The 15,908-nt window shown below is 40.7% G+C and carries 12 protein-coding genes and 3 tRNA genes; 4 read left to right on the forward strand and 11 right to left on the reverse strand.

Annotated features, from left to right (window positions below; all coding sequences use genetic code 11):
- The first annotated feature begins 112 nt into the window (after positions 1-112).
- The 3 genes from AAEY94_RS00380 (at position 113) to AAEY94_RS00390 (ending at position 3,578) form a co-directional block, all read left to right on the forward strand.
- Positions 113-1,168: a porin gene (locus AAEY94_RS00380; RefSeq protein WP_101087854.1), complete on the forward strand. Its 1,056-nt coding sequence runs from the start codon at positions 113-115 to the stop codon at positions 1,166-1,168.
- Between the two features lie 200 nt (positions 1,169-1,368).
- A complete protein-coding gene (locus AAEY94_RS00385) occupies positions 1,369-2,268 on the forward strand; it encodes a LysR family transcriptional regulator (RefSeq protein WP_101087852.1) in 900 nt (299 codons plus the stop codon).
- 77 nt (positions 2,269-2,345) lie between these two features.
- Entirely contained in the window at positions 2,346-3,578 is a 1,233-nt protein-coding gene (locus AAEY94_RS00390; protein WP_101087850.1) for a DUF819 family protein, read from the forward strand.
- Positions 3,579-3,696: 118 nt separating this feature from the next.
- Here AAEY94_RS00390 and AAEY94_RS00395 read toward each other — a convergent pair whose 3' ends face one another.
- The 11 genes from AAEY94_RS00395 to AAEY94_RS00445 form a co-directional block, all read right to left on the reverse strand.
- Positions 3,697-4,602 (reverse strand): AraC family transcriptional regulator, encoded by a 906-nt coding sequence (locus AAEY94_RS00395; RefSeq protein WP_350976428.1) that lies wholly within the window; start codon positions 4,600-4,602, stop codon positions 3,697-3,699.
- A gap of 121 nt (positions 4,603-4,723) precedes the next feature.
- A complete protein-coding gene (locus tag AAEY94_RS00400; RefSeq protein ID WP_101087846.1) occupies positions 4,724-5,347 on the reverse strand; it encodes a pentapeptide repeat-containing protein in 624 nt (207 codons plus the stop codon).
- A gap of 78 nt (positions 5,348-5,425) precedes the next feature.
- Positions 5,426-7,303 (reverse strand): SurA N-terminal domain-containing protein, encoded by a 1,878-nt coding sequence (locus AAEY94_RS00405; protein ID WP_123777858.1) that lies wholly within the window; start codon positions 7,301-7,303, stop codon positions 5,426-5,428.
- A gap of 220 nt (positions 7,304-7,523) precedes the next feature.
- Positions 7,524-7,796, reverse strand: a complete 273-nt coding sequence (gene hupB / locus AAEY94_RS00410; RefSeq protein WP_059745462.1) for a nucleoid-associated protein HU-beta — start codon at positions 7,794-7,796, stop codon at positions 7,524-7,526.
- 261 nt (positions 7,797-8,057) lie between these two features.
- Complete coding sequence (lon, locus tag AAEY94_RS00415; RefSeq protein ID WP_101087842.1) at positions 8,058-10,409, reverse strand: endopeptidase La; 2,352 nt, start codon at positions 10,407-10,409, stop codon at positions 8,058-8,060.
- Between the two features lie 131 nt (positions 10,410-10,540).
- On the reverse strand, positions 10,541-11,821 hold the full coding sequence (clpX, locus tag AAEY94_RS00420; RefSeq protein ID WP_101087840.1) for an ATP-dependent protease ATP-binding subunit ClpX: 1,281 nt from the start codon (positions 11,819-11,821) through the stop codon (positions 10,541-10,543).
- Between the two features lie 131 nt (positions 11,822-11,952).
- Complete coding sequence (gene clpP / locus AAEY94_RS00425) at positions 11,953-12,564, reverse strand: ATP-dependent Clp endopeptidase proteolytic subunit ClpP (protein ID WP_101087838.1); 612 nt, start codon at positions 12,562-12,564, stop codon at positions 11,953-11,955.
- A 92-nt stretch (positions 12,565-12,656) separates the two neighbouring features.
- Positions 12,657-13,961 carry a trigger factor gene (gene tig / locus AAEY94_RS00430; RefSeq protein WP_101087836.1) on the reverse strand — a complete coding sequence of 435 codons (1,305 nt, stop codon included), beginning with the start codon at positions 13,959-13,961 and terminating at the stop codon, positions 12,657-12,659.
- A 394-nt stretch (positions 13,962-14,355) separates the two neighbouring features.
- Positions 14,356-14,431 (reverse strand) — tRNA-His (locus AAEY94_RS00435).
- Positions 14,432-14,439: 8 nt separating this feature from the next.
- Positions 14,440-14,516, reverse strand: a tRNA-Arg gene (locus AAEY94_RS00440).
- A gap of 85 nt (positions 14,517-14,601) precedes the next feature.
- Positions 14,602-14,678: transfer RNA gene (locus AAEY94_RS00445), tRNA-Pro, on the reverse strand.
- Between the two features lie 291 nt (positions 14,679-14,969).
- Here AAEY94_RS00445 and folD point away from each other — a divergent pair.
- Positions 14,970-15,824 (forward strand): bifunctional methylenetetrahydrofolate dehydrogenase/methenyltetrahydrofolate cyclohydrolase FolD, encoded by an 855-nt coding sequence (gene folD / locus AAEY94_RS00450; protein ID WP_101087834.1) that lies wholly within the window; start codon positions 14,970-14,972, stop codon positions 15,822-15,824.
- The last annotated feature ends 84 nt before the right edge of the window (positions 15,825-15,908 follow it).

Here is a 15,908-nt window from a genome sequence, read left to right on the forward strand (position 1 = left end):
GTGCTGTGACCCACGTTAATATTCGTCTGTCAGTTAATCATTAACATTAATTTATGCTTTCACCCCAATACAGAAAGCAACTAATTTAGGTAATAATAATTAATGAGAAGAGATGATCATGAACACAAATAAAAACTTAGTTTCCATAGTATTACTTTCTGCATTATCGGTAACATCACTCAATGCATTAGCTGATTCACCCACTGCTTATGGCCGTTTAGATATCACATTAACTAATTCAGAGCACGGTTTCACCACCCAAAATAAAAAAGAAGGTACGGTACTTGAGAACAACTTTAGTCGAATTGGCGTTAAAGGGAGCGAGAAAATCAATGATGATTTTCAACTAGTTTATCAAATGGAAGTACAGGTAAATGGGGCAACAAACGAAGGTGACGATGAACTTTTTAGCGCAAGAAGTACCTATTTAGGGGTATCGTCCGATGCTGGTACTCTGTTAGTTGGTCGTAACGATACCGTCATGAAATCATCTAAAGGGGATGTTGAAGCGTTTGATCTTACCAACGCTGCTTATAACCGTATGATTGCCGGTCAAGACAGAAAAGCAGACGGTATTACATATTATTCACCCACCATTGCCGGTTTATTTACTGTTAATGGTACTTACCTAATGGATGACAACTATGAAGGTAATGATGAAACACAATATGCGTTGTCTGTTGTTGCCGGTGATAAGAAATTGAAAAACACTCGTTATTATATAGCAGGCGCATACAACACAATTGGTGGTGTTGATGCCTATCGTGGTGTTGGCCAAATCAAAATGGGCAAATTTGAAGTGGGTGGTCTTTATCAACATTCTGAAAGCCAAAGTTATGATGATAAAGAAGGAAATTCTTATTTTGTCGCCGTTAACTATGATTTAAATGGCGTAAACTTAAAAGTTGAATACGGTAAGGATGAAGCAGGCTTTGGTAAGTTCCTCAAATACAATTCAGCGGTAGCATCATCTGGTGATTACAATCAAGCCACTGACGTTGACATTACCTCACTTGTTTTCGGTGCTGATTACCAGTTATCAAAATCAACCATGCTTCAAGCACATTACGCTATGTATGACGGCGAATATCAAATCGCTAACTCAGGTGTCGTTATCGATCTTGAAGACGATAATATTGCAACTGTCGGCATAAGATTTAACTTCTAAAAATACTTTATACAAACAGTATAAAGCAACAACTGCCAAGCCAAGTTAGCTGTTATCAATACACTAACTTGGCTTTTGTCTGGTTAAACATATAGATAAAAGTTGCGCTTGTTAACGTTTTTAACATTTAGACTTACCCTTTTGTGCTGGCTTCCTTTTGGCACGATATACTCTATAAAACAGCCATCGTTGATCTACTTATGCGAATAACCTTAAAACAATTATCTATTTTTAAAGCGATTCATACCTGCGGCCAAATTTCAAAAGCAGCGATAGAACTACATATGTCAGTGCCAGCGGTGAGCATGGCCCTACGTGATTTAGAAGATTCGCTTGGCAGTCGCCTTTTTGAAAGAAGTAGCACAGGGCTTACCATTAATGATAATGGCGCTGTCATATTACCTTATGCCAATGAGATGCTGTCTAAAGGCATGGAATTAGAACATGTTTTTTCTCAAGGTAGCCCCATTAGAGGCAGTATAAAAGTGGGTTGCAGTAAAACAGCGGGCAACTATGTTTTATCTCGCAAAATTCCATTATTTAAACAACAACACCCTTCTGTTGATATCAAACTATTTATTAACAACAGCCTCAGCATTGAGAAAATGGTGGCTGAAAAAGAACTTGATCTCGGCTTTGTCGATGCAAAACCTGGACATAAGAATCTATTACATGAACCTTGGTTACAAGACCGATTGTGTATTATTACTGGCAAAGACAACCCACTAGTAACAGAAATGATTACTCCCGAGTTGTTATCTGAACAACTTTGGGTAATGGATGAAACGATTTCGGTATCGAGAATCCGCAATACTCAATTACTAAAAAGTGCACATGTAAATATTAAGCAAGAGTTATCCATGAACACTATGGGCGCAATTAAAAGAGCCGTTGGTACTGGAATAGGCATTAGTGTATTGCCTTTGTTAGCGGTAGAAGAGGAAGTGGCACGAGGAGAGTTAGTCGAATTATTACTAACAGACTGGGATTATTCACGTCGTTACTGGGCAATATACCGAAACGATAATCCACTCAGTTCGCTCGCGCGTGAGTTTTTAGAATTTAGCCGGCCGGCTACACTGCTAAATGAAAACGATTAACTCGTTTAGTTCTTCAAGCATTTTAGATCTTCAGCAATATTGATTTATGACATTAGGCAGCACATGAGAATAACCAGTTGATTGATCAAGATCCTGTTATTTTAGGATTATTAGCTCTTACCTTAGGGTTAATTTTCTATACGAGTGAATTACCAAGTAGACCATGGAAAATCCTATATCACTTTGTACCTGTTATGGTGATGTGCTATGTAGTGCCCTCTATATTTAACACTTTTCATATTATCGATATGGCAAATAGCCAGCTCAATGTCATTGCCTCTCGTTATATTATGCCAGCTTGTTTAACATTATTGATTATCAGTGTTGATATTAAATCAATGTTATTACTCGGCCCTAAGATCATCATTTTATTCTTCATCGGTACTTTGGGGATTATTTTAGGTGCACCACTGGCTTTATATCTCTTTTCAATCATTTCGCCCGAGCAGCTTAACTGGGATGGTAATGGCTCGACTTGGCGAGCAATGGCAACATTAGCAGGTAATTGGGTTGGCGGGACTGCAAACCAATTTGCCATGAAAGAAATCTACAATGTTGAAGATGATGTGTTCGCCATAATGATATCGGTTAATGTAGTGTTCTCAGCACTTTGGATGGCATTTTTGCTCATGTGTGCTCCCCATGCTGAAAAAATAGATAACAAAATAGGCGCTGATGTAAATGGTATCCGTTTATTGGTCGATGGGATCCATTTACGTAATACAAAACCAACATCATTACCCAGTCTTAAAGGTTATATCTTTATTTTTGCTGTTGCTTTTGGTGTGACAGGCTTAGCCCATTGGGGGGCTGACGAGTTAGTCCCTTTTTTCAGCCTGCATTATCCAGAGTCAGGGAAATGGAGTTGTACCTCGCATTTTTTTTGGATAGTGATAATAGTCACCAGCACCAGCATTGGTTTGTCATATACAAAAATAAGACATTTGGAACAACTGGGTGCTTCTAAAATATCTACGGTATTATTGTATTTCCTTATTGCTACCATGGGGTTAAAAATGGACTTAACCATGATTAATGATTTCCCTATATACTTTGCAATAGGGTTTGTTTGGTTAACAATACATGCACTATTGGTGATTATTGCTGGTGTGCTGATGAAAGCGCCAGTGGCTTACATGGCGATAAGCAGCCAATGCTGTATTGGTGGCGCTGCATCTTCGCCGGTTGTCGCTATGGCTTTTAATCGTCACTTAGCCCCAGTTGCAGTGATGTTTTCAGTTTTTGGATATGCTTGGGCAAATTATATGGTATGGATTTGTGCTGAAATGATGAAACACATAAGGCCATAACACTCAATATATAAGGGTTTAAAGCACTTACGTTTCATCTAGATGAATACCGCAGTAGCGTCTTATCACGATAAAAAATAACCGATTACTGTCCACATCCTAACTTTTCAGTTTGTCATTAAACAATCGGTAAACAAATTAATACCTGTTGCGCATCGAGTGGTGATCCGGATTGTTGTTCAACGGAGGCAGTTCTGCCAATATCGAGTCGTTCTAAATATACCGGGTAATTTCGTAGTGTAATATCATTAGCATTAACCCAATCGCGATACAGGTAATCTATTGCCGCTGTTAGACCATTGTCATCACCACTGTATTTAATCATCGCACATCGTCCCTGAGGGATTGATTTGAGCTTAATCTGGCTCGACTCAGACACTATAGCTTGTGTCTCGGCATTTAACGATACACCAATATCAATTCGATATTGCGTTTTAACAGATAACTCAAGGGTTGAGTAAAGCAGGTTAAAGGTTCTGCAACTTGTAGGAAATAAGCCAAACTGTCGACGCCATTCAATAAATCTCGCAATGGTTTGAGGTAATAAAGCCGGATCACCATGATGTTCCATCACCGCTAATGCCTGCGCATCAAACGATACAATATCAACAGAGTAAGATTGCTTATCTTGCTGATTAGCATCTACTCGAAATGATTTAAGCGGTTGTTGCTTCGCAAAAAAATTGCCCCAATCAGGTGCTTGCTGAAACGATTCAGGGCTTTGACCTATACTGCGAGTAAACGATTCGATAAAATGCTGTTCGTTACGATACGCTAATTTAGCCGCTATTGTGGCCAGAGAAACTTGCTTGCCAAAACCTAATAAGTGGGCAGCTTCTAGACTTTTTAGCAGTTCAACGTAAGCGTCAATAGACATATGATACAGCGCTGTAAACAATGGGTCGAAATGACATCGTGGGATGTGGGCAATATCGGCCAACACTTGTAGGTCAAAAGGCTCATTTAAGTGTTGATCTAAATAGGCTAATGCACGCTCAAATGCCTGATCAAGTCTGTGGCTCATGCCCTCTCCTTTGGATTAAATTGTTACTGTCGATTATTTATTATAACTAAACCAATGTAAATTAACGATTTGTACACATGCAATAAAACACACTTTTGTGCTAACAATGTGGCAATGTACACTAGTCGACTAATTGAATATCTAAACCTTCTAGTAAACTTAAGGCTTCGAACCGACTGAATTTGGCTTGCTTAACGTTATTAGCAGTAATATCAATTTGGTAATTCAACGCATCGGTAAAATTCGCCTTCGTTAAATTTGTATGACTAAATTGGCTTAAATTAAAATCGGTCAGACGCAAATCTGCTTTGTTTAAATTAGCTTCTCTAAAGTCGACATCATGAGCGCGGCAATCAACAAGTGAAAACTCGGGTAAATGCAGCGCATAAAAATTACTGCCATCGAGCAAACATCGTTCAAACTTAATTGTGGTTTGAGCCATAAACTGTGGCCACTGAGCTTTAGTCCAATCAATACCTATGGCTTTACTGTCGCTAAAAGTCACATCATCAAACTCTGTAGCAACAACTGACATTACGCTTAAATTACATTGACTAAAAACACACTCAATAAAATGGCAATGATAGAAATCACTTTGACTAAAATCACATTGGGTAAAATGACAGCGTTCAAAAGTAATATGTTTGAACTGTAAAGCAACGCCCTTGATCGATTCGAATAAGTCATCACTGTAATTTGATAACCCAAACAATTCACTAGGTTGTATATTTGAGATAGTTTTCATGCCTTAAGCACCTTATAAACAAAAAGACCTAGACGTGAGCCTAGGTCTTTTTGTATTTCATCTGTTGCGACGACTTAACTAGTCGGCAACTGGATACTCAATTTCAGCATCAGCTTTTAGTGAGGCAACCACTGCTCGATAATCAGCTTCGCTGTATTGAGGCGCAATACGTTGTTTAAGCGTATTGATGAGGTTGTCATTAATGCCTTCTGCTTTATTGACTTTATCAACCACAATAACCGCATAACCTGTCGCTAACGCTGCAGTATCAATTGTGACACTATTTTCAGCAGGAGCGGCAATTTTGAAGGCTTTATTGGTGATAGCTTGATCAATATCCTGATTAAAGCGACCTAGTTTAGCTAATGTCGTCAATGAAGCACCTGTTAGCGTGTTATTACCCGCTTTTAACTGTGCCATATATTCCGCAGCTTTGTCACGAGCACCGTCATTCGCTTTATCTTGCTGTAAACGTTCAACAATACCAGCTTTTACTTCAGCAAATCCCATAACGCCAGCTGTCTGATGTTTTTTCATGCGAATAACCACTACATGGTTTGGCGCAAGTTCAATCACATCGCTGTTTAAACCACTTGCTAACACTTGGTCAGAAAATGCGGCTTTGATAAATTCAGGATTGTTAAATTTAGCCGGTACGTCATCACGCGAGAATAACTGCGTTGATTGTACTTTTGCATTAACCGCTTGCGCAGTTTCAGCTAAAGTATCAGGGATTTCGTAACTGGTATCAGCCAACTTAGTTTGTAAGCTATAAAACACATCTAAGGCTTTCTTTTCTTGTAGCTGAGCAACAATTTTCGCTTTAACGTTTTCAAAAGCGGTTGCTTGGCTAGCTTGTAAATCAAGCAGCTTAATAATGTGGTAACCAAACTCACTTTTCACAATTGACGAGACTTGATCTTTTTGTAATCCAAAAAGTGCTTCATCAAATGCAGGGTCCATTACGCCTTGTTCAAACCAATCTAACTTACCGCCCTGTTGAGCACTAAGCTGATCGTCAGAATCAGTTTTTGCTAACTCAGCAAAATCTTCACCCGCGGTTAACTTGGCTTCAATAGCATCAGCTTTGGCTTTATCTGCGCTGTCATCGTCAGTTGCGGCGACAAAAATATGCGCAGCAAGACGTTTTTCAGCCGTTTGATATTGCTTTTGATTCTCTTCGTAATAAGTTTTCACTTCTTCATCAGAGGTTTCGCTGTTTTTAGCCATGTCGGCAACATTCAATTCAACATACTCAAGGCTGACTTTTTCAGGGCTCATGTATTGCGAAACATTAGCATCGTAATAAGTTTGAGCTTCTTCATCAGCGACAGAAACAGTTGATAAAAACGGTGTTGAGTCGACGACTAAGTAGCGAATATCACGGGTTTGGCCTTGAACTTCTGCAAGCTGTTTAGCTTCACCGTCCAGCACAAACTCACTACCAACAAGCGCATTTAATAACTGACGACGGGTCATATCTACACGCATCATGTTTCTAAAGCTTGTGGTTTGATAACCTAGTTGACGCAATACTGCTAGGTAGCGTTCGTTATCAAATTGACCGTCGGTTTGAAATGCAGGCTCTTCGATAATCGCTTTCTTGATTTGCTCATCTGATACACGTAAGCCCAACTTGTTGGCAGCTTGATCAATGAGCTTATCGGCAATTAAACGATCCAATACACCTTGCTTAATTCCGTTCATGTAGGAGTCGTCAGCCGCTAATGCAGTAAACATTTCGCCTAGCTGTTGCTCAATACGCGAGCGTTCATTTTGAAAAGCCTGTTCAAGTTCGTTGGCGCCAATTTCGTCACCATTAACAACTGCAGCAGGTACACCCGTGTTTGAGCCTAAATAACTGCTCACACCGGCAAAAGCAAAAGAAAGTATCACAAGTACTAGAATTGTTTTAGCAACAATCCCCTGTGATCCTTCACGAATTTTTTCTAACATCTGAATTCTCGCTTGTTGCGATTAATAAAATAAAAAGGCGCATCACCTTGTGGATGCGCCTTATTGTAAATTATATGGAGTTATCAGACGCTACCACGGGTATGACCCAATACTCCCAATATGTATTATGCTTTGCATAACAATATTGCTTTTCGTAAAAAGCACCGCCTAAGCAGTGCTTGTATTACGAATGCCTTACAAAGGCCACGTTATTAACTATTTAGTTAACAGCGTCTTTTAGCGCTTTGCCAGCTTTGAACGCTGGAATGTTCGCAGCAGCAATTTTAATTTCTTTACCCGTTTGTGGGTTACGGCCAGTACGTTCAGCACGTTGACGTACTTCAAATGTACCAAAACCAACTAGAGAAATCTTATCGCCATCTTTAAGACCTTCCGTTACCGCAGCGATAAAAGAATCTAGTGCGCGGCCAGCAGCAGCTTTAGAAATATCAGCACCAGATGCGATTTTCTCGATTAGTTCAGATTTGTTCATGTCATCCCCTTGAATGTTATTGTCGCGCCGCAACCAAATCTATGTTTAGAGCGGTCTGCGGAGGCTTTATTTTATAAGCTTGATAACACACCAAACTTAGTACGAAAACCAAAAAATGAAATTGGATACTGCTCAACGCCAGATGCCCCAAGGGCTTGGTGCGTCTGACTATCCACAAACCTAGGCTACCACAGGTCAGCGTTTTGTTAAGCCCCTTTTTTCATTTTTTTCATGCTCTACAGCAATTTTTTAACTAACAAGCTATTTTTTAACCACTTCAAAGCCTTCAACTGGTCGCTCAAGCGCCAATTTCAACACTTCATCTATCCAACGCACTGGATGAATGATTAAATCAGCAATCACATTTGCAGGAATTTCTTCCAGATCGCGTTCATTTTCTTGAGGAATTAATACATGCTTAATTCCACCGCGATGGGCTGCTAATAGCTTTTCTTTTAAACCACCAATAGGCAATACTTCGCCACGTAGAGTAATTTCACCTGTCATAGCTACATCACTACGTACAGGGTTACCGGTTAAACTAGACACTAACGCTGTACACATTGCCGCACCCGCAGATGGACCATCTTTTGGCGTCGCACCTTCTGGTACATGCACATGAATATCTCGTTTTTCATAAAAATCATTGTTAATGCCAAGATTTTCAGCACGAGCACGTACTACGGTCATTGCCGCTTGAATCGACTCTTTCATCACATCACCCAGCGAACCGGTATAGGTTAATTTACCTTTACCTGCTACTGAGGTGGCTTCGATTGTTAATAAATCGCCACCAACTTGAGTCCATGCAAGACCGGTTACTTGACCGATTTGGTTATTCGATTCAGCTTTACCGAAGTCAAAACGTTGCACACCAAGGAATGACTTTAAATTTTCCTGGTTAACTTCAACCATTTTGACCGTTTTATCAAGCAAGATATGCTTAACCACTTTGCGACAAATCTTCGACAATTCACGTTCTAATGAACGCACACCCGCTTCACGAGTGTAATAGCGAATAATGCCTAAAATAGCGCTGTCATCAACCTTGATTTCTTTTTCTTTAAGGCCGTTACGCTCAATTTGCTTAGTCAGTAAATGCTTCTTAGCAATATTGAGCTTTTCATCTTCGGTGTAACCCGATAAACGAATAACTTCCATACGGTCAAGTAAAGGGCCAGGAATATCCATTGAGTTTGACGTAGCAACGAACATCACATCTGATAAGTCATAATCAACTTCAAGATAGTGATCGTTAAAGGTCGCATTCTGTTCAGGATCGAGCACTTCTAATAACGCTGACGATGGGTCGCCACGCATATCAGAACTCATCTTATCGATTTCATCGAGTAAGAATAATGGGTTTTTAACCCCTACTTTAGCCATCTTTTGAATGACTTTACCTGGCATAGAACCAATGTAGGTACGACGATGACCACGAATTTCCGCTTCATCACGTACGCCGCCTAAAGCAACACGAACATACTTACGTCCGGTTGCTTTGGCAATCGACTGGCCCAATGAGGTTTTACCCACACCTGGAGGTCCGACTAAACACAAAATAGGCCCTTTAAGCTGCTTAACTCGGCTTTGAACCGCTAAATACTCAAGAATACGTTCTTTGACTTTTTCAAGCCCATGGTGATCGGTATCGAGTACTTCTTGCGCCTTGGCTAAGTCACGCTTTATTTTTGAGCGCTGCTTCCAAGGTACCGCAGTCATCCAGTCAACATAGCTGCGCACAACTGTGGCTTCAGCTGACATAGGTGACATCATTTTGAGTTTGTTTAACTCAGCAGTGGCTTTTTCTTTGGCTTCAACTGGCATGCCAGCTTCTTCAATCTTACGCGCCAATACTTCAAATTCGTCGTGGCTTTCGTCAATATCGCCTAACTCTTTTTGAATGGCTTTCATTTGCTCATTCAAATAGTATTCGCGTTGACTTTTTTCCATCTGTTTTTTAACACGAGTACGGATTCGTTTTTCGACATGAAGCAAGTCAATTTCCGATTCCATCATCGCCATTAAATATTCCAGACGCTCACCGACATTGATCATCTCAAGGACAGATTGTTTGTCTTCAAGCTTCAATGGCATATGTGCAGCCATGGTATCTGCTAAACGAGCGGCTTCATCAATCCCCGACAATGAAGTTAATACTTCAGGTGGGATTTTTTTATTTAACTTGATGTAGCCTTCAAATTGACCGATAGCACTGCGAACTAACACCTCTTCTTCTTTATCACTTAATTCTTCAGACTCGAGGTATTCAGCTGTTGCGGCAAAGAATTCTTCTTCTTGGGTGTATTGCTTGATTTTGGCACGCTGGCCACCTTCAACTAATACTTTTACCGTGCCATCTGGTAATTTAAGCAACTGTAAAATAGAGGCAACAGTACCAATATCGAAAATATCGTCTTTGGTAGGCTCATCAAGATCTGCATCTCGCTGAGCGACTAATAAAATTTGCTTGTCTTGTTCCATTGCCGATTCTAGGCAACGAATAGATTTTTCCCGTCCCACGAATAGCGGAATTACCATATGCGGGTAAACTACCACGTCTCTAAGTGGTAACACGGGGAGTTCGATATGCGCTTCACGCTCTTTAGTCATGGCTCGATTCCGTTTAATGAAATTGACTTATTACTGAGTATATTGGGGTGATGTTATCAGTTTCAATGGCTAATACGAAAAAAGGAGCCCAATGGACTCCTTATTTTTCAACTTCCTGACTATCAGTGCAATTATTGCTCGCCTGAAGCAGCCTGTGTCTCAGTGTTTTCGTAAATCAAAATAGGGGCTGACTCGCCTTTCACTACTGATTCATCAACAACGGCTTTAATCACGCCTTGTGTCGACGGAATATCATACATTGTATCGAGCAAGATGCTTTCAACAATAGAACGTAATCCACGTGCACCGGTTTTACGTGACATTGCTTTTTGAGCGATGGCTTGTAATGCATCATCACGGAATTCAAGTTCGACATTTTCCATCTCAAATAATGCACTATATTGTTTAGTTAATGCATTCTTTGGCTCAGACAGAATCTGTACTAATGCAGCTTCATCTAACTCAGTTAGCGTAGCAACAACAGGTAAACGACCAATAAACTCAGGAATTAAACCAAACTTCACTAAATCACCAGGCTCTACTTGGCTAAGGATTTGTGAAATAGTCGCTTTATCCGCTTCGCCTTTTACTTCGGCACCAAAGCCAATTCCGGTTCCGGTGTGTGCACGTTGCTCAATGACTTTTTCAAGTCCAGCAAACGCACCACCACAGATAAACAGAATTTTAGACGTATCCACTTGCAAGAATTCTTGTTGTGGATGCTTACGTCCGCCCTGTGGAGGAACAGAAGCAACGGTGCCTTCAATTAACTTAAGCAACGCTTGCTGAACACCTTCACCCGATACATCACGAGTAATTGAAGGATTGTCAGATTTACGACTGATTTTGTCAATTTCATCAATATAGACGATACCGCGTTCCGCTTTCTCAACGTCGTAATCACATTTTTGCAGTAGCTTCTGAATGATGTTTTCAACATCTTCACCCACATAACCAGCTTCGGTTAATGTGGTTGCATCTGCCATAGCAAAAGGGACATTAAGTGAGCGTGCTAACGTTTCAGCCAATAAAGTTTTACCGCTACCGGTTGGACCTAATAGTAAAATGTTACTTTTACCTAGTTCAACGCCATCTTTAATAGCGCCATTACGTAAACGCTTATAATGATTGTATACCGCTACGGCTAACACTTTCTTAGCCTGATCCTGACCGATTACGTAGTCATCAAGATGTTTGCGCAATTCATGCGGTGTCGGCAATTTGTCTTCATCACGTTTGGGTGAAATCTCTTTGATTTCTTCACGGATAATGTCATTACATAAATCAACACATTCGTCACATACATAAACTGATGGACCAGCAATGAGTTTTCTGACTTCATGCTGACTTTTTCCGCAAAAAGAGCAGTACAGCAGTTTGCCGCTGTCACCGTTATTTTTGTTATCGCCCATTATTCTACCTCTGTTTACAACTTAGGTTGAACCTAAGCTCTGCTTGTAGATACTTATCATAACCACATTGATGACTGAACGCCTTTCAATACAGAATACCTGAAAGTATCTAGAAAATCAGCTACCAGTTTTTAGCCGCGACTCGTGAGTAATGAATCGACAATACCATATTCAACAGCTTGAGTAGCACTCATGAAGTTATCACGGTCGGTATCACGTTCAACAACCTCTAACGGTTGACCAGTATGGTCCGCTAACATTTGGTTTAATTTATTCTTAATACCAAGAATTTCTTGTGCATGAATGGCGATGTCGGATGCTTGACCTTGGAAACCGCCTAATGGCTGATGGATCATCACTCGAGAGTTCGGTAAACAATGACGTTTACCTTTAGCGCCACCGGCTAACAAGAATGCGCCCATACTCGCGGCTTGGCCCATACATACGGTACTCACATTAGGCTTAATGAACTGCATAGTGTCATAAATAGCCATACCTGCTGTGACAGAGCCACCAGGAGAGTTAATGTACAAATAAATATCTTTATCTGGGCTTTCTGACTCAAGGAATAATAATTGAGCAACAATAAGGTTAGCCATGTGTTCTTCAACTTGACCAACTAGAAAGATGACTCGCTCTTTTAATAGACGAGAGTAGATATCATAAGAACGTTCACCTTTAGCTGTTTGTTCAACAACCATAGGTACAAGAGCATTGAGTACTGATTCTGGTGCTTTATGCATTATTCATTTCCCTAAAATAAAAATGGCCCGCATGAGAGGAACCTCATACGAGCCATTATAAATGGCGAACGGCTTGTTAAGTCAAGCTTAGCTTACGCTCGTCCGGTAGCCTTGTTCATAAATTCTTCAAAAGCGACGTCTTTAACTGTTACTTTTGATGATTTTAACAATGCTTCCACCGCTTGCTCTTCAAGCGCTACGTTGCGCATGTTTTGCATGAGTTCTTTGTTTGAGTTGTAGTATGAAACAACTTCAGATGGATCTTCATACGCTGAAGCCATAGATTCGATCAATGTATTAACACGATCATCTTCTGCTTTTAGTTCGTTTGTCTTGATCACTTCGCCTAATAGCAAACCGATTTTAACACGACGTTCAGCTTGTTCAGTGAAAAGTTCAGCCGGAAGTTCAGGCATATTTTCAGTTTGACCACCAAAACGCTGCATAGCTTGTTGACGAAGTACATTCACTTCACCCTCAATAAGCGCTTTAGGAATAGCGATGTCGTTTGCTGCAAGTAAACCAGTAATAACCTGTTCTTTCACATTCGCTTTTAACGCTTGCTCTAGTTCACGAGTCATGTTTTTACGGATTTCAGCTTTAAGTGCATCTAAGCCACCTTCAGCAATACCAAACAATGAAGCAAATTCATCATTCACTTCTGGCAGATTAGCCGCTTGAACTTCAGTCAAAGTAATAACGAACTTAGCCGCTTTACCTTTCAAGTTTTCAGCGTGGTAATCTTCAGGGAAAGTCACTTCGATTTCGAATTCATCACCTGTTTTATGGCCTACGATACCGGTTTCAAAACCAGGGATCATACGGTTGCTGCCTAATTGAAGTTCGAAATCATCAGCTTTTCCGCCTTCGAATTCTTCGCCGTCAATAGAACCGATAAAGTTCATTTTAACTTTATCGTCAGCAACTGCTGCACGTTCAACAGCGGCAAAAGTGGCATGTTGCTTACGTAATGTTTCAATCATAACATCAACGTCAGCATCATTAACTTCAGCTTTAGGCTGTTCAACTGCAATGCTATCTAAACCCGTTAGAACAACTTCTGGGTAGATTTCAAATGTTGCAACGAATTCAAAAGAATCACCTTCAGTTGAACCAGGAGTAAATACTGGTGCACCTGCAGGATTTAACTTTTCAGCTACGATTGCTTCAATAAAGTTGCGTTGCATCACTTCACCAGTGATGTCTTGACGAATGGCTTTGCCATAACGCTTGTTGATTTCGCCGATAGGCACTTTGCCTGGGCGGAAACCTGGAAGACGAGCACGCTTAGCTTCGCGCAATACATTGTCTTTAACCAATTTCTCGATTTGCTCAGCAGGTACAGAAATAGTTAGGCGACGCTCTAGGCCTTGAGTTGTTTCAACAGAAACTTGCATTGTTTTACCTCGAAATATGTCTGACGTTCTTTGTAATGGTCGACAACTCAACCATTAGATATTCGTTTCTTGACCATGGATTTAGCTCTGAAACCCAGCACAGCGATATTATTGATGCTGAAGACGCTGTTGGTACAGGTAGCTTATTTTTGATATTTATCAAGACGCGACATTATAGCTACCGTTTTTAACAGAGTCGAGCCTGAAAAGGTCGATTTACATGATAAAAACGCCGACTTATGTTCAATTTTGACGTGTTTGCACGTTTAATGTGCGAAATGAGTTTTTGACTTACGCTCAAAAGGACTAGGAGCAAAATAATTATCGTGACCAAATCAAACTTATCTGTACCCGTTAAAAGAGTTATACACGATAGTTTGATTTAATCAGAAAATGGGGTGACTGATGGGGCTCGAACCCACGACAACCGGAATCACAATCCGGGACTCTACCAACTGAGCTACAATCACCATTGAAATGGTACACCCGGCAGGATTCGAACCTGCGACCACCCGCTTAGAAGGCGGGTGCTCTATCCAACTGAGCTACGGGCGCATGGTTACAGTTAGATACTGCATCCTGTCTGGCTGAACAAGTTTACTTGTTCCGTTACTCACTGCAAGAGCAAATAACATTAATTTGGTCGGTGATAGAGGATTCGAACCTCTGACCCTCTCGTCCCAAACGAGATGCGCTACCGGGCTGCGCTAATCACCGAAAATATTGCTTTGTTTTCGAGGCAGAAATTATCTATAAACAATAACGATGTTGTCTCGAGAACGGAGCGCATATTAACGAGTCACCTAGCTATCGTCAACGATTTTTTTAACCCTTATTGCTATATGACGAATTTAGCAGCAAATATCGTGATTAGCATCATAGCGCGAATAGTTTATTCACTGTATTTTCCACGTCTAGCAAATGACACTCTTCAATACGCCTGCTAGAATAACGGCCGATCGACCATTGACTTCAACACCTGTGTCACTCAAAGGAAACTCTATAGCCATGACTGCTCAAATTATTGACGGTAAAGCCATTGCACAATCTATTCGCACCACACTAAAACAAAAAGTAACACAACGTAGACAAGCTGGATTTCGCGCGCCAGGACTTGCAGTTATTTTAGTGGGCAGTGATGCCGCATCTCAAGTCTATGTTGGCAGTAAACGCAAAGCTTGTGAGGAAGTCGGTTTTGAATCTCAATCTTTTGACCTTGACACCAATACAACTGAAGCAGAGCTTTTAGCGTTAATCGATGAATGTAATGCCAATCCAAGCATTGATGGGATTCTAGTGCAGCTGCCTTTGCCCGCCCATATTGATGACTCCAAAGTCATTGAACATATTCGCCCAGATAAAGATGTTGATGGATTTCATCCCTATAATGTCGGCCGTCTAGCTCAACGTATCCCAGTGCTTCGTTCTTGCACGCCGATGGGCATTATGACGTTAATAAAATCAACCGGTATAGATACCTATGGCCTGGATGCAACTGTGGTTGGTGCATCAAACATTGTTGGCCGACCAATGACACTAGAATTATTATTAGCAGGTTGCACAACGACAACCTGTCATCGTTTTACCAAAAACTTAGAACAAAAAGTGCGTCAAGCAGATTTATTAGTCGTTGCCGTTGGCAAACCTGGGTTTATTCCTGGTGACTGGATCAAGCCAGGCGCGATTGTTATTGATGTTGGTATCAATCGTTTGGAGAACGGCAGTTTAGTGGGTGATGTTGAATTTAATGTTGCCGCTGAAAAGGCTGCATTTATTACGCCGGTTCCTGGTGGAGTTGGCCCAATGACGATTGCAAGTTTATTAGAGAACACCCTATACGCATGCGAGCAATATCATAGTTAACTAAATCTCAGATAACTAAATCTCAGATAAGCAAATCTCAGATAAGCAAATCTCAGATAAGTAAATTATGCTGATTAATAACAA

Origin of the sequence: Shewanella sp. AC34-MNA-CIBAN-0136 (assembly GCF_040309945.1) — a bacterium.
In the GTDB taxonomy this organism is placed as follows: Bacteria; Pseudomonadota; Gammaproteobacteria; order Enterobacterales; family Shewanellaceae; genus Shewanella.

Bases quoted from the DNA above. Each gene is read 5' to 3' on its own strand.
- AAEY94_RS00380 (WP_101087854.1), top strand. From the start codon at position 113: ATGATCATGAACACAAATAAAAACTTAGTTTCCATAGTATTACTTTCT.
- AAEY94_RS00385 (WP_101087852.1), top strand. From the start codon at position 1,369: ATGCGAATAACCTTAAAACAATTATCTATTTTTAAAGCGATTCATACC.
- AAEY94_RS00395 (WP_350976428.1), bottom strand. From the start codon at position 4,602: ATGAGCCACAGACTTGATCAGGCATTTGAGCGTGCATTAGCCTATTTA.
- AAEY94_RS00400 (WP_101087846.1), bottom strand. From the start codon at position 5,347: ATGAAAACTATCTCAAATATACAACCTAGTGAATTGTTTGGGTTATCA.
- AAEY94_RS00405 (WP_123777858.1), bottom strand. From the start codon at position 7,303: ATGTTAGAAAAAATTCGTGAAGGATCACAGGGGATTGTTGCTAAAACA.
- hupB (WP_059745462.1), bottom strand. From the start codon at position 7,796: ATGAACAAATCTGAACTAATCGAGAAAATCGCATCTGGTGCTGATATT.
- lon (WP_101087842.1), bottom strand. From the start codon at position 10,409: ATGACTAAAGAGCGTGAAGCGCATATCGAACTCCCCGTGTTACCACTT.
- clpX (WP_101087840.1), bottom strand. From the start codon at position 11,821: ATGGGCGATAACAAAAATAACGGTGACAGCGGCAAACTGCTGTACTGC.
- clpP (WP_101087838.1), bottom strand. From the start codon at position 12,564: ATGCATAAAGCACCAGAATCAGTACTCAATGCTCTTGTACCTATGGTT.
- tig (WP_101087836.1), bottom strand. From the start codon at position 13,961: ATGCAAGTTTCTGTTGAAACAACTCAAGGCCTAGAGCGTCGCCTAACT.
- folD (WP_101087834.1), top strand. From the start codon at position 14,970: ATGACTGCTCAAATTATTGACGGTAAAGCCATTGCACAATCTATTCGC.